The sequence below is a fragment of the Flexivirga sp. G2 genome (assembly GCF_055397625.1).
Genome location: NZ_AP039675.1, coordinates 2,168,136 through 2,192,071, shown reverse-complemented (window position 1 = coordinate 2,192,071; position 23,936 = coordinate 2,168,136). Strand labels below are relative to the sequence as shown.

The window sequence follows — 23,936 nt, the reverse complement described above, 5'->3', positions numbered from 1 at the left end:
CGCAGTGATCCCCATCACACTATCCCGGCAGGGCGCGGCTCACTGCCGTTCAGCCGTGGATGCGCCCAGTGATCTCGCCCAGGCTGCTGCCGGTCCCGCCCCACCGGCGAGCGATGATCTCCGCGGCGATGCTGATCGCGGTCTCCTCGGGTGTGCGGCCGCCGAGGTCGAGCCCGAGCGGGCTGGACAACCGGTCCAATTGCTCGTCGTCGACACCGATCTCGCGCAGGCGGGTGAGCCGATCCTCGTGAGTACGACGCGAACCCATGGCGCCGATGTACGCAACTTCGGGAGCCCGCAACGCCACCTCCAACAGCGGAACGTCGAACTTGGGGTCGTGCGTCAGCACGGCGATCACGGTGCGGCCGTCGATCCGGCCGCCGTCGACCTCACCGGACAGGTACCGGTGCGGCCAGTCGACGATCACCTCGTCCGCGTCAGGAAAACGTGTCGTGGTCGCGAAGACCGGTCGCGCGTCGCAGACCGTCACGCGGTAACCCAGGAACGAACCCACCTTCGCGACGGCTGCGGCGAAATCGATCGCACCGAAGACCAGCATGCGCGGTGGTGGCGCGAAGACGGACACGAACACCCGCATGCCGTCCTCGAGGCGCTGCCCGTCGGGTCCGTAGGTCAGCGTCGCGCTGCGTCCGCTGGCCAGTAGTCCGAGCGCGTCGTCCGCCACCGCGGAGTCGGCGCGCTCAGTGCCCATCCCCCCGACGGCTTGCTGCCCCGGACGGATCACCATGCGCCTGCCGACCCAGGTCGGGTCGGGATGCTCAATGACCGTCGCCAGGGCCACCGGGCGGTCGTGCGTGATGTCGTCAGCGATGGACGGCAGCTCGGGAAACGTTGTCCTGTCGACCTTTTCGACATACACATCGAGTATGCCGCCGCAGGTCAGCCCGACAGCGAACGCGTCGTCGTCGGACACTCCGTACCGTTGCAGGACCGACTCACCGGACTGGACGACCTCGCCCGCCAGCTCGTAGACAGCGCCCTCGACGCATCCGCCGGACACCGAACCCACCGCTTCACCGCCCGGCCCGACCAGCATGGACGCCCCCGGTGGCCGGGGCGCCGAACGGAAGGTCGCCACGACGGTGCCGACGCCGACGGTCTCGCCCGCGTCGTACCACTTCATCAGCTCCGTCAGCACTTCACGCATCGCCGACCACCTCCAAGACCTGCTCGAACGAACGCAACGAGTGACCGGCCACGAAGTCGTCGCAATGCGGCAGGGCCGCCACGATCCCTCGCTGCACGGGCGCGTAGCCGTCCTTGCCGCGATGCGGATTGACCCACACCACTCGGTGCGCCAGCCGGGCGAGTCGGGCCATCTGCTCGCCCAACAGGTGTGCGTCGCCGCGTTCCCAGCCGTCGCTGAAGACAACCACCACGGCACCTCGTGCCATTCCCCGTGCACCCCAGCGGGTCAGGAACGCCTCGAGCGCCTCCCCCAGCCGAGTGCCGCCGGCCCAATCCGGCACCTCATCACCGGCCCGGACCAGTGCGCGGTCCGGATCGGCCACACGTAGCGCGGTCGTGATCCGGGTCAGCCGGGTACCGATGGTGAATGCCTCCACCGAGTTACCGGCGCGGACGAGCGTGTGCGCGAGCCGGAGCAGCGCGTCGGCATACGGACGCATGCTCGCGGAGACATCGATCAGCAGCACCACCCGGCGCGGCTGGGTGCCCCGCCTGCGGCGCTGCACCTGGCCGGGCTCGCCCATCAGCCGCAGCGAACTGCGCAGTGTCCGTTGCAGATCCACAGCGCCCCGCCGCGACGGTGTATGCCGCGAGGCCCGACGAGTCGGCACTCGGGGATGCAGGGCACGGATCATCGCGTCGAGGATCGCCTTCTGCGCGCCGTCCATCGCGGCCACGTCACGGTGACGCAGGATCTCGGTCTCCGATGCCGCCGCCTGCACGATCTCCGGTTCGCCTTCACCACCGAGCGTGTCCGGGTCGTCGCTCACCGGCAACGGTGCGGCGACCTCCTGTGGTCGCCCGCGAGGGATGCTGTGCGGCAACTCGGACCGGTCCCCGAACCACGCCTCGAAGACCCGGTCGAAGCGTTCGAGGTCGTCCGGACCCGAGCACAGGGTTGCCCGGCCGGCGACATACACCGCCTCCGCGTCACCCAGTCCGACGATCGCGGTGGCGCTCAGAAAGGTCGTCGCCCGGTCCTGGGTGACACGCACCCCGGCGGCGCGCAGTGCGCGGGTGAAACCGAGCAGGAGCTCATCGGGGTGTTTCATCTCGCCAGCATCCGATCCAGGACGTGCTTCACCCGGTCGGTGTCTTCGCGGTACTTCACCACCGCTCCGAGGGTGACCGCAGCCTGCTCCAGGTCCAGCTCGGTGGCTCCGAGCCGTTGCAGGGCGCGTGCCCAATCGAGGGTTTCGGCAACGCCCGGCGGCTTCATCAGATGCTCGTTGCGCAGCTCCTGCACGACCTCGACCACCTGGCGCGCAAGGGTTTTCGGCACATCGGGCTCGCGGGATCGGACGATCGCGACCTCTCGTTCGAGGCCCGGGTGATCGATCCAGTGATAGAGACAGCGGCGTTTGAGCGCGTCGTGCAGCTCACGGGTGCGATTCGAGGTGAGCACGACCGTCGGTGGTGTCGCGGCGGTGACCGTGCCGAGCTCGGGGATGCTCACGGCCCACGTGGACAGCACCTCGAGCAGGAACGCCTCGAACTCGTCATCGGCGCGGTCCACCTCGTCGATGAGCAGCACCGCGGGCGATTCGCGCAAGGCCCGCAACACCGGGCGCGCCAGCAGGAACCGCTCGTCGAAGAGCGATTTCTCGGCCTCCGTGGCATCGAGCGAACCGTCCTTGGTCGCAGCCTCGAGGGTGCGCAGATGCAGGATCTGCCGCGGGAAGTCCCAGTCGTAGAGCGCCTGGCTGGCGTCGATGCCCTCGTAGCACTGCAGGCGGATGAGCGGCGCGTCCTGGACCTGAGCGAGTGCTTCGGCCAACGCCGTCTTGCCGGTGCCCGGCTCACCCTCGAGCAACAGCGGTCGCGCCATCCGGTCGGCGAGGAACGTCACGGTCGCCAACGCCGAATCGCTCAGGTAGCCGGTGTTTTCCAGCGCACGCGCCACCGCAGTCGGTGAATCCATCGCCCCAGGCTAGTCATCGGTGGGTTGGTGAGCGGTTGGCTCGCCGAGCTGGTCCGGTCGATCGACATCGGTGCCGGTCGCCAGGTCGCCGCACTCGACCAGCACCGTCTCGTGGGTGCGCAGGTAGTCCCGCGCGCCCCGGTCTCCGATGGCCGTCGCGATCGCCCCCGACCAGTGATCCCGACCGAGCAGCACCGGGTGACCCGGCACGGTCCCGTACGCCGCCCGGGCCAGGACGTCGGTCGTGTCGGGCTGCGCCAGCAATCGTCGTATGACGTCGGCACCGACGTCGGGCAGGTCGACGAGGGTCAGCAGGCAACGCGTGGCACCGGGCAACGCATCGGGTATGGCGCTCAGCCCGGCCCGCAGCGACGCACCCATCCCGGTGTCCCAGTCCGGCGCGACCACGACCTGCAGATCCCTCTCTGCGATGAGCGCCCGAGCCTGCTCCGCCTCGGCGCCGAGCACCACGAGCACGCGATCGCACTCGGCGAGCGTGCCGACGGCGTGCTCCAGCCAGCCGTCGACCAGCGCCTTCGGCCGGCCCATCCGTCGCCCTGCGCCGGCTGCCAGCACCACTCCCGCGGTCGTCATACGAACCAGTATGGCGTTGCTCACGAACGCGATCTCGGCTCGCGGGTCACCCCTGCGCCATACCTCCACGGGCCCTAGGGTTGCCGGACAATGCATCCCCTCCAGAAGCTCCGCATCGACGGTTTCATCCTGGCGATCCTGGCCACCGTCGTCCTCGCCAGTGTGTTCCCGGCGAGTGCGTCCTTCGCACCGTCGCTGGACAAGATCGTGACGGCCGCGATCGCGTTGCTCTTCTTCCTGTATGGCGCGCGGATGCATCCGCAGGAGGCGATCCGCGGGCTGCAGCACTGGCGGTTGCACGTGCTGATCCTGGCCTTCACCTTCGTGTGTTTCCCGATCATCGGCATCGCGCTGCGGGTGCTGGAACCGCACGTGCTGACCAGCGACCTCTACACGGGAGTGCTCTATCTGACGCTGGTGCCGTCGACGGTGCAGTCCTCCATCGCGTTCACCTCGATGGCGCGCGGGAACGTCGCCGGCGCGATCGTCAGCGCGTCCGCCTCCAACCTGCTCGGCGTTCTGCTGACGCCGCTGCTGGTGATCGCGATGACCAGCACGGGCATCATCGGCGGGGGCGGCAGCATCTCGATCAGCGGTCAGTCGATGATCGACATCTGCCTGCAGATCCTCGCGCCGTTCGTCGTCGGTCAGCTGGCACGCCCGGTGGTGGGCGGATGGGTCGAGGGCCACCGGGCGAAGCTCAAGTACGTCGACCGCGGGTCGATCGTGCTGGTCGTCTATGCGGCCTTCAGCAAGGGTGTCCGGGACGGCATCTGGCACGCCGTCGACGCCGGTCAGATCGCGGTGCTCGTCGTGCTGTCGGTGCTGCTGGTCGCCGTGCTGCTCTGGTTGACCTGGCACGTGGCAGCGCGACTCGGCTTCGATCGTGCCGACCGGATCACCGCGCAGTTCTGTGGCACCAAGAAGAGCCTCGCCAGTGGACTCCCCATGGCTGCAGTCCTTTTCGCGGGCCACCAGGTCAGCATCATCGTGCTCCCGCTGATGGTCTTCCATCAGGTCCAGCTGATGATGTGCTCCTGGTTGGCGGGTCGGTACGCCGCCGAACCGGAGGATGCGACCGCGGTCGCCTGAGCGCCGGTTCAGGCGGTTCCGGTCTCGATCGCAGCCTGACGTTTCTGGGCTGCCGCAATCCGTGCGACGTCCAGCTTCTCCGAACGGTCGAACGCGTAGATGCCGTTCTGCTCCTGGAACACGTCGGTCAATTGCGTGTAGCAGTAACCGAACATCAACGGGTTGTCGAGCAGCACGTCCACGAGGCCGGTGAACCGCTCGTAGACCTCCGCCTCACTGCGCACTGCCTGGCCGTACCCCCAGGATTCGTCACTCGCGGTGGCGTTCGGATTCCACCAGATGCCACCGAATTCGCTGCAGAAGTACGGCTGTCCGGCATACGGCAGGGACCACTGGGTGCCTTCGTTGCTGTATGGCGTCCCGTCGGCGAGCGGTGCCATCAGAGCGGCGAACTTCCTCGGGTCCTGCTCGTAGAGGTGTGAGTCGTAGACGTCGGTCTCGGCGACCCGGTGCGCATACCCGGAGGCGTCGACGACCGGCCGGGTGCGATCGGCGAGTTTCGTCGCCAGGAACATCCCGCGCGTCACGTCGTCCAGGTCGGTGATCCGGTCGTGGCGGTTCTGATAGGTCTCGTTCAACGGGCACCATCCGACGATGCTCGGATGGCTGTAGTCGCGCTCGATCGCCTCGATCCACTGGGTGATGTATGCCGCGTTCGGGTGCTGGTTGTCCGTCGTGGCCGGACCCGCGTCGCGGCAGCCCCAGTCGCCGAACTCACCCCAGACGAGGTAGCCCAGGCGGTCGGCGTGGAAGAGGTAGCGCTCCTCGAAGACCTTCTGGTGCAGCCGAGCACCGTTGAAACCAGCGGCGATCGAAAGTTCGATGTCTTCGACCAGTGCCTCGTCGGACGGTGCTGTCATCAGGCCGTCGGGGTAGTAACCCTGGTCGAGCACCAGACGCTGGAAGACCGGCTGTCCGTTCAGCAGCACTGCCGGTCCGTCGATGGTCACCGAGCGCAGCCCGGCATACGAGTCGACTGTGTCCACCACGGTTCCGTCGGCCGCACACAGCTGCAGGCGGACGTCATACAGGAAGGGATCCTGGGGTGACCACAGCCGGCGACCGCCCTCCGGCACGGCAAGATCGAGCATGGTGGTGAAGTCGCTCCCCGCGGCGTGCTCGACGCGCTCGAGCACCTCCCCGTGCGCGAGCAGCTCTGCGATCACACGCATTCCGGCGGTTCGACCACGTGTCGGCAGCTCCAGGTGGAACGCCGAAGCGCCTACATCCGGGGTGATGCGAGGTCGTTCGAACCGCGTCTTCGGCACCGGCTCCACCCACACCGTCTGCCAGATGCCCGTGGTCCGCCCGTAGTGCGCGGCCCACCCGGCGAAGTCCCGAGTCTGCTTTCCCCGCGGTTGGGGGTGACGATGCGAGTCCCGGCAGCGAACGGTGAGTTGCCGCGGTGCGTCGACGAATTCGTCCGCGGCGCCGAGTTCCACCGTGAACGACGTGAACCCGCCCCGGTGCCGACCGCGCTCGGTCTCGTCGACCCAGACTGTCGTGTCGTAGTCGGCGGCGCCGAAGTGCAACAGCAGGTCCGACCCCCGCCAGTGCTCGGGGACCTGGAGCTGCCTGCGGTACCAGACCGCTTCCAGGAAGTCGGTGTTCTCGATCCCGGAGAGCGCGGACTCGGGCGCGAACGGAACGGTGATGCGATCGGTGAGTGGATCGGAGAGCAGTCCGCGCTCCAGCCCACTGTCCCCCTGATCGATCTCGAAGTCCCACGTGCCATTGAGGTTTCGCCATTCACTACGACAGAACGACGGTCGTGGATACTCCGGACGCGGGCATGCGGCCGGTGTGACGTCATCGGGCATCTGCTGTGCCTTTCGCAAGTGGGTGCCCCGGCACCGTGTCGCCCGCGGTACTGGCACGGACGGCGATGGTGTGCGGGATGATGATGTGGTCATGCGATGAACCGTGTCCGGCGATCTGCGGGAGCAATTGGTCGAGAGCGGCGCGCGCGACAGCGTGCCGATCGACGCTCACGGAGGTCAGCCCCGGCACGGCAAACTGCGCGTCGCTCAGGTCGTCCCAACCGATCACCGCGATGTCGCCCGGGACCGACACACCTTCGGAGTGCAGTGCGTGCAGCACCCCGAACGCGAGTTCGTCGTTGAAACAGAAGATCGCGTCGGGACGCTGCGTCGCAGCCAGCAGTCGATGGGCGGCGACCGCCCCGTCGACGCGGCCGTAGCCGGCGGGAGCGACAACCCACTCCCGCCGAACGCGCAGCCCGGCCGCACGCATCGCCAACCGAAAACCTTTGGTGCGCAACGAACCGGTCTCGCCCCCGAACCCCTGCTGATGCCCGACCACAGCGATCTTCCGGTGGTCGAGTTCGATCAGATACTTCGTCGCGTCTTGCGCGGCCTGCACGTTGTCCGTACCGACCCAGGCCAGGTCGAACGTCGCGCCGTGCTCCCCCAGCGCGACCAGGGGCGCGCCGGAATGGCGGGCGAGGTCGTCGCGGGTCATGCTCAGCGGGCTGACGATGGCGCCGTCCCACAGCCCGTCGTCCAGCCCCTGCCGCAGTGGCGACATCTCACTGTCCCGGCGGCCGTCGGTCTGATCGATCACGACGGACAACTCGTCCTGCCGGGCTTCCGTGACGATGGCGTCGGCAAGTTCGGCGAAATAGTGTTCGGCCAGCCGCGGGATCAACAGCCCCACGACACCGGTCCGGCCCGACCGCAGGCGCCTGGCGACCTTGTTCGGTCGGTAGCCGAGCGCATCGATGGATGCTTGCACGGTTGCCCGGGTCGAGTCCGCCACCTGCGGAAAGTCGTTGACCACGTTGGAAACAGTGCGCACCGAAACTCCGGCATGCGCCGCCACGTCCCGCAATGTCACTGCCACGCGAGGAAAGTATCAGAAGTGCTTGCATCGTTGCATGCAACGATGCAAGGATCCACCCGGCACAAGGAGGTGCTTCGTATGGCGAATCCCCCGGCCGACCGGTCGCCGCGTCGAGCGTCAACCCCCACGCGACGCGCACTGCTCGGAGCCGGCTTCGGCGCGGCAGCTGCCGGAATGCTCAGCGGCTGCGGATCCCCCGTCGCCAGAGGGCTTTTCGGCGTCGCTCCCCCGGCCAGCAAGTTGACGTTCTGGAACCTCTTCACCGGTGGTGACGGCGCGAACATGATCGCGATGGAAGACGTCTACACCAAGCGCCACCCCGGCACGGACCTCAGCGCGACCGTCCTCGCCTGGGGAACCCCGTACTACACGAAGCTCGCGCTGGCGACCGCCGGCGGCGCGCCGCCCGATGTTGCGATCCTGCACCTGTCCCGACTGCAGACGTTCGTCGATGCGGGGCTGGTCACCGGATTCACCTCTGCCGAAATGGAATCGGCCGGGATGCCGACGTCGAACTTCACTCCGGCGGCCATCAAGAAGGCCACGTTCAACGACAGGGTGCACGCCGTCCCGCTCGACACGCACCCGTTCGTGATGTTCTACAACGAGGACGTCTGCCGCAAGGCGGGCCTACTCGACTCCGCCGGCTCGTTGATGCCCATCTCGGGTCCATCCGAGCTCACGGCCGCGCTACGCGCCGCGAAGAAGGTCACCGGTCACTACGGCGGAGTCGTGGCGATCACGAACGACCCCTCGACGAACCTGCGCTTCTTCGCCACGCTCTACTACCAACTCGGTGGCACCTTCCTGGCCGACCACGGCACGAAGGTCACCATCGATGACGATCTGGCGGTCCGCGCGCTGACCTACATGCGCAGTCTCACCAAGGCCGGGTTGATGCCGGGCTCGGTCGACCCGACCGGCGTCACGTCGTTGTTCTCCACCGGCAAGGCAGGCTTCCTGTTCGACGGCGAATGGCAGATCCCGACATACGAGGCCACCAAGCTGAAGTTCAGTGTCGCCCCGGTCCCTCATCTCTACGGACCGAAGCCCGCCTCGTATGCCGACAGCCACTCGTTCGTCATACCGAGCAGCAGTGCCATGGACGCCGAACGTCGGTCGCACGCCTTGGCATTCGTCAAATCCATCCTGGGCAGCAGCCAGACCTGGGCGAAGGGTGGGCACATTCCCGCCTGGCTGCCGGTACGTGACTCGGCGCAGTTCAAGGCGATGAAACCGCAGGCCAACTACGTCGCCGCCGCCGATGCCGCCCAGTACGACCCGCCCGGTTGGTACTCCGGCGCCGGGAGCGAATTCGAGAACGTCGTCGGCGCCGCGATCGCCGGGTCCCAGTCGGGCGCCACGTCACCGGCGGGCGCCGTGCGAGCGATGCGTTCGGGCCTGCAGCCCTATGCGTCCGCGAAACCCCCGGTGGGATGAGGAGCGAGACACATGGCAACCACAGTCATCGATGACGGAACGTTCGCCGCGACCGAGCCCGTCGTCCGGCGCCGGCGAGGTGGCCGCGACGAGAACCGGGCCGGCTGGGCCTTCAGCGCACCGTTCATGGTGCTCTACCTGCTCTTCCTGATCGGTCCGGCCGTCTACGGCCTGGTTATGAGCTTCTTCAACACGACCTCGGTGAAGTCCGGGCTGGGCGAGTCCGTCGGCTTCGCGAACTACGGCGACATCTTCACCAGTTCCGACTTCTGGTCGTCGATGGGTCACACGGCCTGGTTCACCGTCCTGACGACGCCGCCGCTGGTGATCCTGGCGTTCCTCTTCGCAGTCCTCGCCGAGCGCGTCCGCCGCGGAAAAGCGTTGGTGCGCTTCATCTTCTTCGCCCCGTTCGTCCTCCCGGTCACCTCGGTGACGATGATCTTCACCTGGTTGTATGCCGGGCAGGTCGGCCTCATCCCGCACTGGCTGGACACCATCGGGATCACTCCGCCGAACCTGCTGGGTGAGACCAAGTGGGCGTTCATCTCGGTGGCAGCACTCACTGTGTGGTGGACGCTCGGCTTCAACTTCGTGCTCTTCCTCGCCGGGCTGCAGGAGATCCCCACCGACGTCTACGAGGCGGCGGCCATCGACGGCTCGAGCCCGACGCGCACTCTGCGTTCGGTGACTCTCCCGCTGCTTCGGCCGACCATCGTGCTGGTGACCATGCTGCAGATCGTCGCCAGCCTGCAGGTCTTCAACCAGATGTACCTGATGACGAATGGCGGCCCAGGCACCTCGACCCGGCCGGTCATGGAGTACATCTACGACATCGGCTTCTCCGACTACCGCGCCGGCTACGCATCTGCCGCGACCATCGTCTATTTCGTCATCGTCGCGGTCGTGTCCGTGCTGTGGTACGTGCTCCGTCGTCAGTCCAACAAGGGAGTCGGCAAATGAGCAGCAATGCACTCGACTACAACGGCCGCTCCCGGGTCTTCAAGACCTTCTCGGTGCTGGTGCTGGCGGTCTTCGCGATCATCTGGGTGATCCCACTGCTGTTCGCCGTGGACACCTCGCTGAAGCCGGAAGGTGAGATCGCGGCGAACCCCACCGGCTGGTGGAGCTCGCACTTCTCGTTCGACGCGTACCAGAAGGTCATCGACAACACACCGATCATGACGTGGTACCTCAACAGTCTGATCATCGCGGTACTGACCGTCGTACTGACCCTGGTGGTCACATCCATGATCGGATTCGCCCTGGCACAAACGAAGTTCGCCGGTCGAGGCGGATTGATCGCACTGGTTCTGGCGGGCCTGCTGATTCCGGGACAGATCCTCGTGCTCCCGCTCTACCAGATCGTCCACGGTATGCATCTGCTGAACACCTACTGGGCGATGGTGTTGCCTGCCGCGGCTGCACCGGTCGCGGTCTTCATCTTCGAATCGTTCTTCAGCGGGCTGCCTCGGGAGCTGATCGACGCCGCCCGGATCGACGGCGCGTCGTGGTTCGGCATCTACTGGCGGGTGTGCCTGCCGTTGTGCCGCCCGGCCATCGCCGCCGTCGCGATCTTCACCTTCGTCACCAGCTGGAACAACTTCCTGTGGCCGTTGCTGGCGCTGAGCAATGTCGACCAGATGACGATCCCGGTCGGTATGGCGACGGTCTCCGGCGGCTTCGGGCTGCTCTACGCCCAGTTGATGGCGACCGCGGTGCTCGGCGCACTGCCGCTCTTCGTGGTCTTCCTGCTCTTCCAGCGGCACATCGTCCAGGGCATCGCGGGCACCGGCATCAAGTAGCGGCCGGTTGCGTGCTCCCCCGCCGGACGTCGCCGCGCACCCGCTCGGCGACGAACGAGATCAGGTAGATCCCGAAACTCACGAAGGCGATCAGGACACTGGCCTTGATGTCGGTGTCACTCAACGCGAGGCTGAGCAGGAATCCGCCATCGGCGGCGAGGAGCGCGAACAGGACCGAGAGCGCTGTGAAGGCAAGCGGATTCGCTGTCCATCGACGAGCTGCGGCTGCCGGTGTGATGGCCAGACTGAGGACAAGCAGCGTGCCGACGACCTGCGCGGCTTCGGTGACGGTCAGGGCGAGAATGAGCAGGAACACCAGGCCGAGTCGCTGCACCGGGACGCCGCGTGCGGTCGCCACCGCCGGGTCGACCGAGGCGAACAGCAGTGGCCGGAAGATGACCACCATGGTGACCACGACCAGAACCGCCAGCACGCCGAGGATCAGCACGTCCCGCGTCGAGGCCGAGACGAGCGAACCGAAGAGGATGTTCGTCGCCGCCGAGGAGAACCCGTCGTAGAAACTCAGCAGGAAGACACCCAGGCCGAGCCCGAATGCCAGCACCACGCCGATGGCTGTGTTGCTCTCGCTGCGGCGTCGGCCGAGCACCGCGAAAGCCGTTGCGACCACGACGGATCCGACGAGGGCACCACTGACTGCATCGCTCGCGATCAACAGGCCGGCGACCGCACTCGGGAAGGACAACTCCGCGGTTCCGTGCACGGCGAACGCCATGTCCCGCATCACGACGAAGGGTGCGACGAGCCCGCAGGTGATCGCGATCAGCGTCGCCGCGACGAGGGCGTGCTGCGCGAAGGGGTACTGCAGCATGTCGAACATATTGCTCATTCGGCGATCGACATCTCGGGTCCGCAGTGGTGTGACTGCTCGGGTGACTCGCCGCCGCCCACGACGATGACGCGGCCGCGGACGCGGAGCACGTCGACGGGGGCGCCATACAGGTTGGAGAGGCGTTCGGTGGTGAGCACCTCGTCGGGCGTGCCGACGGCCCATTTGCCGCCGACCAGATAGATGATGCGGTCGACGTACGGCAGGATCGGGTTGATCTCGTGGGTGACCATCACGACGGCGGTGCCCGCGCTGCGGCGGCGGCTGTCGAGGAGTTCGAGCACGCCCTCCTGGTGCCGCAGGTCAAGGGACGTCAGGGGCTCGTCGCACAACAAGACCTTCGGGTCGCTCATCAGCGCCTGCGCGATGCGCAGTCGTTGTTGCTCTCCACCGGACAGGCGGCCCACCGGTGCGTCGGCGTATGACGACGCACCCACCGCACGGATCATCTCGTTGGTCGCGGCGCGGACGGACGGCCGCGGCCACGGCATACCGAAGCGATGGCCGTCGGCGCCGAGAGCGACCAGGTCACGACCGCGCAGGCCGAGGTCGCCGTCGAAGATCTTCTGCTGCGGGACGTAGCCGACGTCCGAGCTGCCGCGCGACGGTTTCCTGCCCGCGACGGTCACCGAGCCGGACGAGAGTTCCTGCAGACCCAGCAGGGCGCGCAGGAGGGTGGTCTTGCCGGCGCCGTTCGGGCCGAGGATGGCAACGAATTCCCCTGCGCGCACGCCCAGTTCGAGGTTCGACCACAGGGTCCGACCGCCGAGGGACAGCGTGGCCGATCGGAAGTCGATCAGTGGGGTGTCTCTCATGCAGATTTCTCCAGCGCCGTGCGTAGTGCTTCAGCCTGCTTCAGCTGCCACGCCTGGTAGTTGGCGCTCTTCGGCGGCATGGTCTCGGTCACCGGCACCAGCGGCACACCACCATCAGTCGCCTGCTTCTTCAACTGATCGGTCTGCTTGTCGGTCACCTGGCTGTTGTAGATCAATTCGCGCACGGTGTGCTTCTGCAATGCCTTGTCGAAGGCAAGAGTATCCCCCGGGCTGGGGTCGTCGCCGTCCTCGACGGCACGGGTGAAGCCGGCAGGTATGCCGAGCTTCAACCCGGCCTCGTCGAGCAGGTAACCGGCCACGCGCTCGGTGTAGGCGATCTTCGCGCCGTCGTCCTTTGCCTTGATGTCGGCGAGCACCTTCTCTATCGGCTGCAGCGACTTCTTGAACTTCGTTGCATTCCGTCGATATTCGGCACTGTGCTTGGAGTCCGCCTTGGACAGGGCACCGGCGATCGCGTCGGCGACCTCGGGCATCTTGGCGATGTCGTACCAGAGATGCGGGTTCGCGTCGCTCCCCGTGATGCCGAGCACCTTCGAGGCGGTGACCACCTTCTGCCCGCGAGACTTCGCTGCGGACGTGAGCTCGTCCATGAAGCTGTCGTAGCCGAGACCGTTCTCCACGACCACCTTCGCGTCATACACGGTCGCTGCATTCTTGGCGTTCGACTCGTAGCCGTGCGGGTCGACGTTCGGGTCGCTCAGAACCGAGGTGACGTCGACGTGCGAGCCGCCGATCTGCTCCACGATGTTCCCGTAGACGTTGGTGCTCGCCACGACGCCGACCTTGCCGTCGGACTCCCCCGGTGTCTTCGACGACCCGCACCCGGCCAGGACAAGAACTGGTACGGCGGTCGCGGCGACCCAACGCAAACGCATGCGCTCTCCCTCAATCTGTATTGATAGTCATTCTCGTTAAGGGAACGATAGCAGTCCCACGAGGCGATCTCGAACCGGTGCCCGACGTGGCCGAGCACGAGCCGCTCGCCTCGGCCTCAAGGTCTCGCATGGCCAGCGGGCCGAAGCCATCCCCGGGCGGCCGCGGTGGCCTGATAGCCACCTTCGAATCACGGCAACCGACTATCCGAACTAACGGAAATGTGTTCGATGCTCTGCTAGTCGTTGTCAGTGGGCTCCGGCAGACTATTCATAGACGAAAAAGCAGGTGGGGGAAGGGAATTCACGTCATGAGCATCACCCAGCCTGCGATGTATGACGCCCCCCCCCCGACGAGAACAACTTCGCGTCAGCCGTCCACATGCCGCAGCGCGTCCAGGAACGCGGCACGCATCTGCGGGTGGGCAGGAGAAGGCAGCTCGTCCACACCGAACCAGCCGATGGCCACGTGCTCCTCGGGCGCGTTGTTCTGCGGAGTGCCCTCCCAGCCAACGACCATCCAGGCGCTCACGAGCACGGGCGCATCCGTGGGTCCTGCGGTCAGCCGATAGAGCTGCGACGCCGTGCCCGTCGTGATGGACACACCGAGTTCCTCGTGCAGTTCGCGGGCCAGCGCGACGAGTTCGGACTCGCCCGGCTCGACGCAACCCCCGGGAAGACCCCAGACGTCGGGATGAGCACGCTTCTCCGGACTTCGATGCGCAAGGAGCACCTGCCCTTCGCGCATCAGCGCACCCAAGACCACGTCGGCGACCGCACTCATGGTCGTAGTTCAGCAGGGGCCACCGACATACCGACTTCACAGTGGGCGTGACTCGTGACTGCGCAACGGTCCGTGCTGACTAGGTTGTCCTCGTGGCGACAAGACACACTCAGCAGGCGGCCGGCCCCAGTGGCGGTGACGCGAGTCGACCGTGGACGGATCTTGCTGCGGACTACGAACAGGCGCGCACCAGGCAGGACTCGCTCGATCGGCTCGTCGAGTGGCCGGCGGAGCGCGAGCTCCTGGGAGAGGTCGACGGGTTGTCGGTGTTGGACGTCGGTTGCAGTAACGGTGCCAAGGCCGCGGAACTGGTCGCGGAGGGCGGAGCCGTCGCGTCCGTCGGCGTCGACATCAGCGGCAACTTCATCGCTACGCCACCGCCCGGTCTGGAGCTCATCCGCGGCGACCTGTCCGACCTGTCCGCCGTCCCCGGACTGGCCGACCGGCGGTTCGACCGCATCCTGTTCCTGCAGTCCTTCGGGTACGCCAAGGATCCCGTGAACGCGTTGCGCACGGCCCGGACGATGCTCGCCGACGACGGTTTCATCCTGCTAACCAGAACTCAACCGATCCGCTATGCACTCGAACGAGCCGAACAGAACGGGATCTCACTGGGTGAGGCGTACTTCTCCACGGAGTCGTTCTCGTACCGCCACCAGGGATGGAACGAGAAGGTTCAACTCACCAAGCGGCCCTACACGATGTCCGATCTGCTCAACACCTTCAGCGCAGCGGGGTTGTGGATCGAGACCACGGTCGAGCCGCAGATGGCCGAAGACCTCCGCGGCCGCTATCCGCACAAGCAGGCAGTGCTCAACAAGTACCTCGGCATCCTGATGTTCAAGCTCCGGCCGCTGCCGACCCACCTCTCCTGAGTGTTCAGCCGCCCGAGTCCAGACGAGACAGCCATGCCCTCAGTTCTCGAGGACGCTGGATGAGTAGCACGGGAGGCCCGTCGGGTGCGCTTGCCCAGGTCCGCATTCGCTGACGCTTGCGTGCAAAGCTGTCGAAATGCCACCGCACGATCGAGTCCTGTGCGTACAGGCCCCTCCACGACTGGGTGTTCCCGTTGCAGATGGGCTTCTTGTCAATCGCCCGCAGCAGAGTCCGGCGCAGCAGCCGCTGCAACGAGAACCATCTGGGGTAGTCCAGAGCGATGATCAGCTCTGCTCGCGGCAACACCAGATCGAGCCACGCACCGTATGCCGTATCGAGGACCCACTGTTCCTCCGAGACGATGTCGGCGAACAGCTGTCGTTGGCGATCCTCGGCCACCGGGACCCAGCCGGGTTTCCAGGTCAGCTCGTCCGCAAGGGTCAGCGGCAGCCCGGTGCGCGATGCGATGTGTTCGGCCGCCGTGCTCTTGCCACTGCCGGTGACTCCATAGACGAGGATGCGGTGTGCGGCGATCGGATCGGTGATCACGGGCATCCCACCAACGTACGTGAGCGAGCCGCACGAACTGTCGGACGCGCAGCGGCGGCCGCCGATCCATCACAGATCGTGCGAGCAGCGCCAATCCGATCGCATCCCGGTGTGGGAATCGGCAGACTGCTCCGATGGCGCGCAGGACTCGACCACGCGATCGCGGGCTCTACGCCGATCGCCGTACCTGGATCAACAACGGCCGGGCCTGGGTGAACCCGGCTACCGAATACCCACGGTCCTGGTCAGTATTGATCCCCCGCGGTCGTCAGGACTGCACCGGATACGAGGTCTCCTCCCTGGAGGAAGCACTTCAGGTCGCTGCCGACCATGGAGTGGAGCTGACCGTGTCCGAGCGGACGTACCCCTATCTCGTCGAGCAGGGCTTCTGCCCGGCCGAGCGTCCGGACACGGTGCCATTCGCCACCGCAGGCGAGACCGACCTGATGGACCTGGACGGCATCATGGACGTGCAACGCAGGACGGCAGACCTGCTCGGGCTGCCGGCCGCCGTCGCTGCGAAACTCGTGCACGAGCGCGGGCTCACGGTCCGAACCATCACCCCGGAGACCGAGTACGTGGACTGTGCGTTGCACTTGTCGCGGATCAATCTCCGCATCAACGCGAGCGGCACTGTCATCCATGTGTCGCAGGGTTAATCGCGGAGCGGCGTCGGCGCTCCGGGGGCACACGATGGCACGGCTACTTCCTGAGTCGGCGTCGTACTCCGAAGCCAACCGCGACAGCTCCACCGGCGACGATCAGCAGACCGAACCCGACAAGTCCTGCTCCTGGACTCCTTTGGCCGTCGGTGACGATGGGCGGCCCGGTCGCACCGTTCGAGCTCGACGGTGACGGCTGACCCGTACCGGACGGAGTCGTCGACGGCGACCCGGTCGGCGTGGTCGGGGTCGACGAACCCGAACTCGGCGGCCCAGTCGGACTCGTCGGCGGAGTGGTGAGCGGCGGGAAAGTGTTCGTCACCGAGATCGTTGCCGCGGCGTCCGCGGAGGTGGTGACGGTGCCCGACCCGTGTCCGCCGGCAGCGGCTGCCGGGTCGTAGACGACTGACGACGCACCGCCATCCGCGGTCTCGACGACCGAGCAGGACGAGCCCGCCGGTATGTCGCCGAGGACGTGGCTGCCCGCTCTGTCGAAGGTGACGTCCTGCGGGAATCCGATCACGGCATGACCACTCGCCGTGTCACACGTGACATGCACGGTGAACGGTCCCGTTGCCTTCGACGCATCACCGTCCACCTTCTTGACGACGTCGAGCGTGGATGAGTCGAACGTGTTGGTGACGGTGATCTGTTGCGGCTCACCGTCCTTGGCCACCACGTCACCGGAGCCGTCGCCCGGGCCGACCGGGTCGTAGGCGACGGAGTCCGCTCCACCGTTCTCGGTCTCCTCGGCCCGACAGGCAGAACCGGCCGGTATGTCGCTCACCGGAACCGTCCCAGCCGAGTCGAAGGTGATGTCCTTCGGGAAGCCCGGCACCGGCGAACCGCCGAACGTGCAGTCCAAGGCGATCGTGAAAGGACCGTCGGACGGGGCCCCGGCGACCTTCTTGGTCACCTCGACGATCGCGTCCGGGAAGTCATTGGTGATCGTCGCCGTCTGCGCCCGGCCGTCGCCGGACCGGCCTATCGTCGCCGTCACCGGATCGGACTCCGGGTGGTCCGGGATGCCGCCGCGCGAATCCGACTCGTACACCTTGCATTCGGCGCCCCCGGGTATGCCGGTCACCGGCACCGGATCATCCGCGTGGACGGTGTAATCCTTGTCGAGGACCGTGGCGGGATCACCACCAACCGGGTGGATCGTGCACTCGACGTGGAACACGTAGTCCAGGTCGTCGACCTTCAGATCGTCGGGGTTCTCGCCGATCTTCTTGACCAACATCAGCGAGCCGTACGTCGTCGCGACGCCGACCTTCAGCGGTTCCGTCGGCGGAAGTGCTCGTACCGTGCCGTCCGCTCGCACCGTCGTCTCGGAGTGACCGAAGGAGTTCCAGGCGATGGTCGGGTTGTGCACCTCGGGTACGTCGGACGGTGTCTTCATGGCGAAGGTCATCACGACCGCGGCCCCGGGTGCGAGACCGGGCGCGAACGCCAGCCGCATCTGCGCCCCGGTGTTGGATGCTCCGAACGCGGCGCTCCAGTCGCCGGCCGGACACTGAGCAGCACCAGCCGACAGGTTCAGGTCGTCCGCGCACACGGCGCCGTCGGTGTAACTGTTGGTGAGCGTCGTCCCTGCGGGTGCGCCGACCAGCGTCGGTTCGGAGGCGAGAGTGGGCCGGTTCGACCACTCGGTGTCACGGGGCTGGTTCTTCAGCACGACTCCGGTGTCGCCTTCGACGGGGAACTTGTCGATGACTCGCATCTGGGTGCCGGTCTCCGTCCCGGCATTCACGATCTGCACGGCATACCTGAACTGGTCGCCGGGGTCGACCAGTGCGATGCACGGGTACGCGGTGTACTGCACCCCGGAGACGGTGAAGCTCGGGCATCCGCCGCCGCCGACCGAGACGTAGTCGTCGGTTGTCGTGTTGTACCAGCCGAGTTCGGGAGTACCGGCGACCCACTTCTGCGCGTTGAATGCGGCACCGGCCTGCGTGGTGACGACAGCTGTCCCGGTGCAGTAACCGCCGCCCTGGAAGTCAGCGTCGGTGGCCGTTCTGCAGGTCAGCCCGGACACCGGCGACGTGGCGCCCGCTTCATTGGTGATCTTCTGCCCGGCGACCACGCCCGGCGCCAGTTTGGTGTGGAACTGGATGGTCACCACGGCACCGGGCGGCAGGTTCCAGTCACCGAAGTCCCAGGTGACCTGGGTGATCTGCGAGCCGCTGACCTTCGCGGTGAAGGCGGGGTCAGGGGCGGTCACTCCGGGTGGCAGATCGGTGACCGTCACTTTGTACGGAACCGTCTGACCGTCGATCGTGCTGCCGGCCCAGCTGTCGTCGAAGATCAGACCGTCCGGGATCGGGTCGGTGACTTCCAGGTGCGGCACGTTCGCGGTGCCGGTGTTGGTGGTGGTCAGCGTGAACGGAGCCGGAGCTCCCGGGGCCACTGTCGAGTTCGGCGCCTTGGTGAAACCGAGCTGCGGTTTCCCTTCGGTCAGTTGCAGCGAGGCGGACGACGGTGGGATGTCGACCAGTGTGCCCGGGGGCTGCAGCACCGACTCGTAACCACCGTGTGCGGTGTTGTTGATCGTGTCCGGGACCGCTTCGCCGGTCGATCGCAACGTGACCCGCGGCGACACGGTGAAGCAGAAGCTGGCCGCCTTGCACGTGCCCGAATTGGGCAGGTTGCTGCCTGGTGTGAGCCGGTAGCCACCGGCGCTGTTGCTGAACGTCACCCGCAGCCCGAGCACGGCATCCGCCGTGACGCCCGCGGGCAGTCCGGGTGTGCCGGCGCTGGGCGTGCCGATCACGAAGTCACCGCTCGCGCAGGAGGCGGCCGAGGTGCACGCGTCCAGCCGCACCCGGTTGGCACCGGGCGGCATGTTGATGCCGGCGACACCGGTGAAGTCGACCGCGTCGAAGAATCCGCGGTCGGTGTCGGTGGCGACCAGCCGGCTCAGATTCATGTTGCCGTCGTTTTTCAGAGCAAGATTCACCTGCGCCCGTTGTGGCGCCATACCGGGGATCGGCCGGACGAGGGTGGTCGGCGAGATGGTCTTGCCGAGCGCGGCACTGGCCTGTTGCGGGCCCGTGGTCATCGACGCCGAGCAGTACGACGCCATACCCGGATAGACCTCGCCACCGGTCGTGATGGTCTGAGCGCAGTTGGTGAAGGACAGACCGTCGGCAATGCCCGAGCGGCGCGTCGTGTGGACCACCACCCGCACTCGCCCGGTCGGTGCGAGCTGGCCGTCGACCTGCACACGAAGGCCGGTCGCGCGCGCGAGGAGGCCCGCGTTACCGGCCTGGTAGGCGACCCAGTCGCCCGCTGTGGGGTCGAACACCTGGACGGTGACCTTCGCGCCGCCGACCGATGCCGGGGCGTCGACGCCGGTGAGTTGCAGGACCGCGAACGGATTTCCCGTGTCGACCGGGTGCCCTTCGGTGTCGACGCGTGGGTCGGCGATTCCGGGATTGACCATCGGCACGTTGCCGCTGTTGGTCAGGTTGAGAGTGAAGTCGATGGGCTGACCGGGCGGGACGCTGGTTTGCGATGCCGACTTGGTGCCGGTGCCGCGCACGAGCGGCAGCTGCACGGGAAGAGTCGCGCACGCGTTGCCCGCTGCGCCGTTCTCCCCGCTCTCAGTGACCGACGCGTCGAAATCGGCGCAGTCGCGGATGCCGGTTGCGACATCGCTGTCGGTCACGGTGTCGTTGAGATTTCCGGTGACGCCGAGCACAGCGGCCGCACCAGCCGCAATGCTTCCGGTGTATTTGACGCTGACCGACTCCGGAGCGGTGCCGCTGGGACATCCGGAAGGCACCGACGCCTGGTTCGCGGTGAAGGTGCGGTCCGGCACCTTCGAACCGTCCCGGCAGCTGACCGAGAGCACGGCGTTCGTGGCTCCGGACGGGAAGGTCAGGCGGACATCGCTGACGTCCAGCTTGCTGAACTGGCTCACCGAGGTGAGGGATGGTTCGGTGATCGTCATCTCGGCGATCGCGAACTTCGAGTTGTTGGTCCCGGTCATGACGGCGGAGACACCGGAGTTCTCGCCGACGACGGCGTGTTCACCGCTGTCCTGTTTGTAGTTGTGGTTGCCGTCCGGGAAGAAGGTCTTGCTCGTGCCGAGGTCGACAAGATTGGGATGGATGGTGAACGCGGCGCACGCCTGTTGACCGGCGACCGAACCGAGGACGGGGTCCACCGCGGTGCTGGTGGCGCAGTTGTTCACGGCCGTGGTCGTCGTCGGGGAGAGCGGATCGCCGGTCGAGCGCACCGTGTCACGCAACTGCACGCCCAGCTCGATCGAGCCGCCTTCGGACGTGTCCGGGCCGGGCAGCACAGCGCCGTGCGAGTTGCTGAACTTCACGCGTACGGCGGTGACATCCCCGACGCCGACACCCGGCGGAAGCCCCAGAGCGCCCGGAGTCGTCGCGACCTGTCCGGCCACGTAGTCAGCGTCCGTGCAGCTCGACCCGGCAACGGTGCACACCATCAGCACGGCCTGGTCTGCGCCTTTCGGCAACGCCACGAGGGTGGCACCCGTGAGGTCGAAGTCCTCGAAGGTGGCCGGTGTCGAGTCCTCGACCGTCAGCGAGTGAACCTGCGCGGACGTGGAGGACTCGTTGACCGACCGCAGGGTGATCGTGCTCGCTTCGCGGCTCTGCGCGATCGCCGAGTTCGGTGACCAGGTCTTGGTGGTCCGCGGGGTGACGACCCGCGGGATGTTCACCGGCGTACTGACCGTGTCACTGGCCGGTGCGGCATTGTCGGCGTCGGTGGTCGCGGTGTTCTTGACCGCAGAGCCGTCGGTGAGCTGGGTGTCGGTGGGAAGCTGCATCCCGATGTTGATCGCCATCGTGCCGCCGTCGCCGAGTCCCACGGTGCCCGGCGGGTTCACCAGTGTCTGGACGAAGTCGATCGTCAGGGTTCGGCTTGCGGCGTCATACGTGACGTCGTATTGATTCGGAACGCTCTTGGGCAGGCTGGTCACCGTCAGGTCAGCCGGCAGGACATCGGTGATGCTCTGATTGACGCAGCCATCCTTGAGGCCGGAGCAGGTGACGGTCAGCGTGTATTCGATCGCGCCGCCCGGCTGCAGCGGACCTCCGCCGACGACGGTCGCGTCCTTCGACATCGTGACGGTGTTGGTGTCCGCCATCGGCTTGACGTCCGCGTGTTTGGCGGCGTCGTGCGTCGGCGTCGCGTGCCCGGCCTTCGGCGACCGGGTGTTCGTCGACACGCTTGCGGTCGACGTCGGGTGCGACGTCGGCTGCGCTGTTGTCGGTCCCGGGTTGGCGTATGCCGCGACCCCGGGGAACAGCGCCAACCCGAAGGCCAGCATTGCACCGAGAGCGAGACGCACATTTCGCCGACCACGTCGGTCATTCGACATGTATGTCTCCCCCGATGGAGGTGGTGATGCCTGCGAACTACGCGATGACGCCACCATTCAAGCAGCGGGTCCTTAGGTTGGCAATGGACAACGCAGCCTGGCCCAGCTCGATCGTGGTCTACGAAGCCAGCCAGTCGGCGATCGTTCGACCAAGTGCCGGGTCGGCAACGGCGCTCATGTGGTTGCCCGGGATCTCCACGAACATGCCGTGGGGAACGACGCTCGCAAGCTGTTCGGCACCGTCCCGATGGTCGACGTCCTGGGCGCCGCAGATCGCCAGAAGCGGCATCGAAATGCCTGCCAGCTCAGCAGGATCCGTCGTGACGCTGGAGCGCCATACCCCGCGCAGCGCGACGGGATCGGACCCCGTCTGACGCATGAAGACGCGCGTCTTTCCGGCCGCAGACCGCTTGTCGACCTCCTGGTCGAGGTCGAAGGCCGCCTCGTAGACGTCGTCACGAGTCTTCAGGTTCTCGATGCCGGCGAAGCCCATCCCGGCTGTGACGAGTCGGGATGGCCGCGCGCCGCGCAGCACCATGCGGACGCTGGTGTGCGCGCCGAGCGAGTAACCACCCAGGTCGTAGTCGGTCAGCTCGAGATGCTCGACGAGCGCCGCGCCGTCCATCGCCAACACGTCCGGCGGGTACTTGGCCGCGTCGTGCGGTTGCGCGCTGTCACCGTGACCACGCAGATCGGGCATGATCACCCGGAACCCTTTGTCGGCAATGGTCTTCGCGTGCCCGTAGCGGATCCAGTTGGTCAGTGCATTGGACACGAAACCGTGGATCAGCACGACGGGCCGGCCTTCGCCGAGCTCCCGCCATACGAGCTGAGTGCCGTCGAACGACGCGAACCGGTGCTGAGTCGTCTCGTCCATCTAGGCGAGCGAGCCCATCGGGTCCCAGGCGGGCAGCACGATCGGCTCGGCGTCGAGAGCCGCTTGCAACTCGGCCGGCAGGCTGTCACGGCGTGCCGCGATCTCGAAGACGTACTCGCCGAACCACGAGTCGTTCATCGTGTAAAAGCCCTTGTCGGCCTTCTCGTCGCCCCACGAGTTCTCGACGCGCCACTTGCGCGGGGTGTCACCGTCCAGGTCGACACCGGTCAGCAGCATCGCGTGCGTCATCAGCGTCTCGTGCAACTCCAGCCGCGCGGCCTTGTCGAGCTCGAACTTCGCGTCGTAGATGCCGGCGAAGTCGTAGAGCTCCGCGTCCCACACGCCGATCTCGCGTTCCATCATCTGGCCGACGTCGCAGCCGAACCACACCGGCTCGCCACCCTTGATCGCTTGTGCGGCAAGGGATTTCAGCGTCTGCGACGGCACGTTGAGGTAACGCACCGGCGCTCCCCCGACGATGTTGCCCAACTGATCGACAGTGAACGTCCGGCCGCGGGGACTGCTCGCCCGCGGGTCGTCGACGAGGCACACGTAGTCGTTGACGTCGATGGCGAGGTAACGGTCGCGGAACTCCGCCGGCGTGAGCGTCCCGTCGCGGTGGAACTCGCCCTTGTCATCCGTCCACTGCCACTCGAACTCGGTCGGCGGAGTGCCCAGGTGGATGGCGAGCATCCGGTATGCCGCGGAGAGCACCTGCGAGCGGACCTCCTGCACTGCCGCGTCGTCCTGCGCCGCCCGGATGTCGCGCGCGGCCTGTCGCAGCAGACTGCGGAGGTTCTTGTTCATCGCCGCGGTGTTGGACGACGACTCGGTCTCCGGCATCACCGACTTCGGCACGACGCCGTGCTTGGTGACCAGCGCGGCGAACATGTTCCACTGGCCGCCGTCACCCATCACGTCCTCGAGGACCCAGGACAGCGTCCGGTCATCCGTGGGACGGTCGGCCAGCTCGGTCATGGACTCCAGGAAGTAGTTGCACCGCTCGAGCTTGTCCCAGAACAACGCGAAGTTCTGCGACAGCTCGAAGTCCTTGACCCCCAGCTTGTCCATGACACCGGCGCGCAGCAGGTTGAGGCCGGCGAACATCCAGCACCGGCCGCTCTTCTCCTGGTTCGTGACCGGCCACTTGTCGAGCCGGTGGGACATCGACCGGTCGATGCGGGTGACGACCGACCGGTCGAGCGCGACCTCGGTGATGGAGTTCCCGGTCACGGCGTTCTGGAAGAGACGATTGACCGAGCGGGCATCGAATTCCTTGCGGAGGAGCTCGACGTCCTGCTCGGTCAATGGTGTGGAAGAAGATGCCATGAACTCAGCTTCTCATGTCGCT

Annotated in this window: 20 protein-coding genes; 6 read left to right on the top strand and 14 right to left on the bottom strand. The window is 66.7% G+C overall.

What is annotated here, in order from left to right:
* Nucleotides 1–49: 49 nt before the first annotated feature.
* Genes ACZ50J_RS10610 through ACZ50J_RS10595 form a run of 4 tightly spaced genes read right to left on the bottom strand, consistent with a single transcriptional unit; the run spans nt 50 to nt 3,724 of the window.
* On the bottom strand, nt 50–1,168 hold the full coding sequence (locus tag ACZ50J_RS10610; protein WP_464301240.1) for an XdhC family protein: 1,119 nt from the start codon (nt 1,166–1,168) through the stop codon (nt 50–52).
* Nucleotides 1,161–2,261 carry a vWA domain-containing protein gene (locus ACZ50J_RS10605; protein WP_464301239.1) on the bottom strand — a complete coding sequence of 367 codons (1,101 nt, stop codon included), beginning with the start codon at nt 2,259–2,261 and terminating at the stop codon, nt 1,161–1,163. Before ACZ50J_RS10605 ends, ACZ50J_RS10610 begins: the two co-directional genes overlap by 8 nt.
* Nucleotides 2,258–3,130: an AAA family ATPase gene (locus ACZ50J_RS10600; protein ID WP_464301238.1), complete on the bottom strand. Its 873-nt coding sequence runs from the start codon at nt 3,128–3,130 to the stop codon at nt 2,258–2,260. Before ACZ50J_RS10600 ends, ACZ50J_RS10605 begins: the two co-directional genes overlap by 4 nt.
* Before the next feature lie 9 nt (nt 3,131–3,139).
* Nucleotides 3,140–3,724 (bottom strand): nucleotidyltransferase family protein, encoded by a 585-nt coding sequence (locus ACZ50J_RS10595; protein WP_464301237.1) that lies wholly within the window; start codon nt 3,722–3,724, stop codon nt 3,140–3,142.
* A 90-nt stretch (nt 3,725–3,814) separates the two neighbouring features.
* Between ACZ50J_RS10595 and ACZ50J_RS10590 the strand changes: the two genes are divergently transcribed.
* On the top strand, nt 3,815–4,816 hold the full coding sequence (locus tag ACZ50J_RS10590; protein ID WP_464301236.1) for a bile acid:sodium symporter family protein: 1,002 nt from the start codon (nt 3,815–3,817) through the stop codon (nt 4,814–4,816).
* 8 nt (nt 4,817–4,824) lie between these two features.
* Here the strand turns inward: ACZ50J_RS10590 and ACZ50J_RS10585 are convergent, their stop codons facing one another.
* Both ACZ50J_RS10585 and ACZ50J_RS10580 read right to left on the bottom strand, forming a co-directional pair.
* Nucleotides 4,825–6,636, bottom strand: a complete 1,812-nt coding sequence (locus ACZ50J_RS10585) for a glycoside hydrolase family 2 protein (RefSeq protein ID WP_464301235.1) — start codon at nt 6,634–6,636, stop codon at nt 4,825–4,827.
* Nucleotides 6,626–7,678, bottom strand: a complete 1,053-nt coding sequence (locus tag ACZ50J_RS10580; protein WP_464301234.1) for a LacI family DNA-binding transcriptional regulator — start codon at nt 7,676–7,678, stop codon at nt 6,626–6,628. The genes ACZ50J_RS10585 and ACZ50J_RS10580 overlap by 11 nt, the downstream gene beginning before the upstream one ends.
* Before the next feature lie 78 nt (nt 7,679–7,756).
* On the opposite strand from ACZ50J_RS10580, the gene ACZ50J_RS10575 reads away from it, so the two are divergent.
* Genes ACZ50J_RS10575 through ACZ50J_RS10565 form a run of 3 tightly spaced genes read left to right on the top strand, consistent with a single transcriptional unit; the run spans nt 7,757 to nt 10,920 of the window.
* Entirely contained in the window at nt 7,757–9,118 is a 1,362-nt protein-coding gene (locus tag ACZ50J_RS10575) for an extracellular solute-binding protein (protein WP_464301233.1), read from the top strand.
* Between the two features lie 12 nt (nt 9,119–9,130).
* Entirely contained in the window at nt 9,131–10,078 is a 948-nt protein-coding gene (locus ACZ50J_RS10570; RefSeq protein WP_464301232.1) for a carbohydrate ABC transporter permease, read from the top strand.
* Nucleotides 10,075–10,920, top strand: a complete 846-nt coding sequence (locus tag ACZ50J_RS10565; protein ID WP_464301231.1) for a carbohydrate ABC transporter permease — start codon at nt 10,075–10,077, stop codon at nt 10,918–10,920. Before ACZ50J_RS10570 ends, ACZ50J_RS10565 begins: the two co-directional genes overlap by 4 nt.
* Here the strand turns inward: ACZ50J_RS10565 and ACZ50J_RS10560 are convergent.
* From ACZ50J_RS10560 to ACZ50J_RS10545, 4 genes are all read right to left on the bottom strand, one after another.
* Nucleotides 10,913–11,767 carry a metal ABC transporter permease gene (locus tag ACZ50J_RS10560; protein WP_464301230.1) on the bottom strand — a complete coding sequence of 285 codons (855 nt, stop codon included), beginning with the start codon at nt 11,765–11,767 and terminating at the stop codon, nt 10,913–10,915. The two genes, ACZ50J_RS10565 and ACZ50J_RS10560, sit on opposite strands and share 8 nt — an antisense overlap.
* Nucleotides 11,764–12,582, bottom strand: a complete 819-nt coding sequence (locus tag ACZ50J_RS10555; RefSeq protein ID WP_464301229.1) for a metal ABC transporter ATP-binding protein — start codon at nt 12,580–12,582, stop codon at nt 11,764–11,766. Before ACZ50J_RS10555 ends, ACZ50J_RS10560 begins: the two co-directional genes overlap by 4 nt.
* Nucleotides 12,579–13,478, bottom strand: coding sequence for a metal ABC transporter solute-binding protein, Zn/Mn family (locus ACZ50J_RS10550; RefSeq protein WP_464301228.1), 900 nt, complete (start codon nt 13,476–13,478; stop codon nt 12,579–12,581). Before ACZ50J_RS10550 ends, ACZ50J_RS10555 begins: the two co-directional genes overlap by 4 nt.
* A gap of 367 nt (nt 13,479–13,845) precedes the next feature.
* Nucleotides 13,846–14,259 carry an NUDIX domain-containing protein gene (locus ACZ50J_RS10545; RefSeq protein ID WP_464301227.1) on the bottom strand — a complete coding sequence of 138 codons (414 nt, stop codon included), beginning with the start codon at nt 14,257–14,259 and terminating at the stop codon, nt 13,846–13,848.
* A 92-nt stretch (nt 14,260–14,351) separates the two neighbouring features.
* Between ACZ50J_RS10545 and ACZ50J_RS10540 the strand changes: the two genes are divergently transcribed.
* A complete protein-coding gene (locus tag ACZ50J_RS10540; RefSeq protein WP_464301226.1) occupies nt 14,352–15,134 on the top strand; it encodes a class I SAM-dependent methyltransferase in 783 nt (260 codons plus the stop codon).
* 4 nt (nt 15,135–15,138) lie between these two features.
* On the opposite strand, the gene ACZ50J_RS10535 is transcribed toward ACZ50J_RS10540, so the two are convergent.
* A complete protein-coding gene (locus tag ACZ50J_RS10535) occupies nt 15,139–15,690 on the bottom strand; it encodes a P-loop NTPase family protein (RefSeq protein ID WP_464301225.1) in 552 nt (183 codons plus the stop codon).
* 128 nt (nt 15,691–15,818) lie between these two features.
* Between ACZ50J_RS10535 and ACZ50J_RS10530 the strand changes: the two genes are divergently transcribed.
* Nucleotides 15,819–16,343, top strand: a complete 525-nt coding sequence (locus ACZ50J_RS10530; RefSeq protein WP_464301224.1) for a hypothetical protein — start codon at nt 15,819–15,821, stop codon at nt 16,341–16,343.
* Between the two features lie 43 nt (nt 16,344–16,386).
* Here the strand turns inward: ACZ50J_RS10530 and ACZ50J_RS10525 are convergent, their stop codons facing one another.
* The 3 genes from ACZ50J_RS10525 to ACZ50J_RS10515 form a co-directional block, all read right to left on the bottom strand.
* Entirely contained in the window at nt 16,387–21,708 is a 5,322-nt protein-coding gene (locus tag ACZ50J_RS10525; protein WP_464301223.1) for a DUF5979 domain-containing protein, read from the bottom strand.
* Nucleotides 21,709–21,826: 118 nt separating this feature from the next.
* The gene (locus ACZ50J_RS10520; protein WP_464301222.1) at nt 21,827–22,585 is read right to left on the bottom strand and encodes an alpha/beta fold hydrolase; all 759 of its coding nucleotides are present in this window, start codon (nt 22,583–22,585) and stop codon (nt 21,827–21,829) included.
* A complete protein-coding gene (locus ACZ50J_RS10515) occupies nt 22,586–23,914 on the bottom strand; it encodes a C1 family peptidase (RefSeq protein ID WP_464301221.1) in 1,329 nt (442 codons plus the stop codon).
* Between the last annotated feature and the right edge of the window lie 22 nt (nt 23,915–23,936).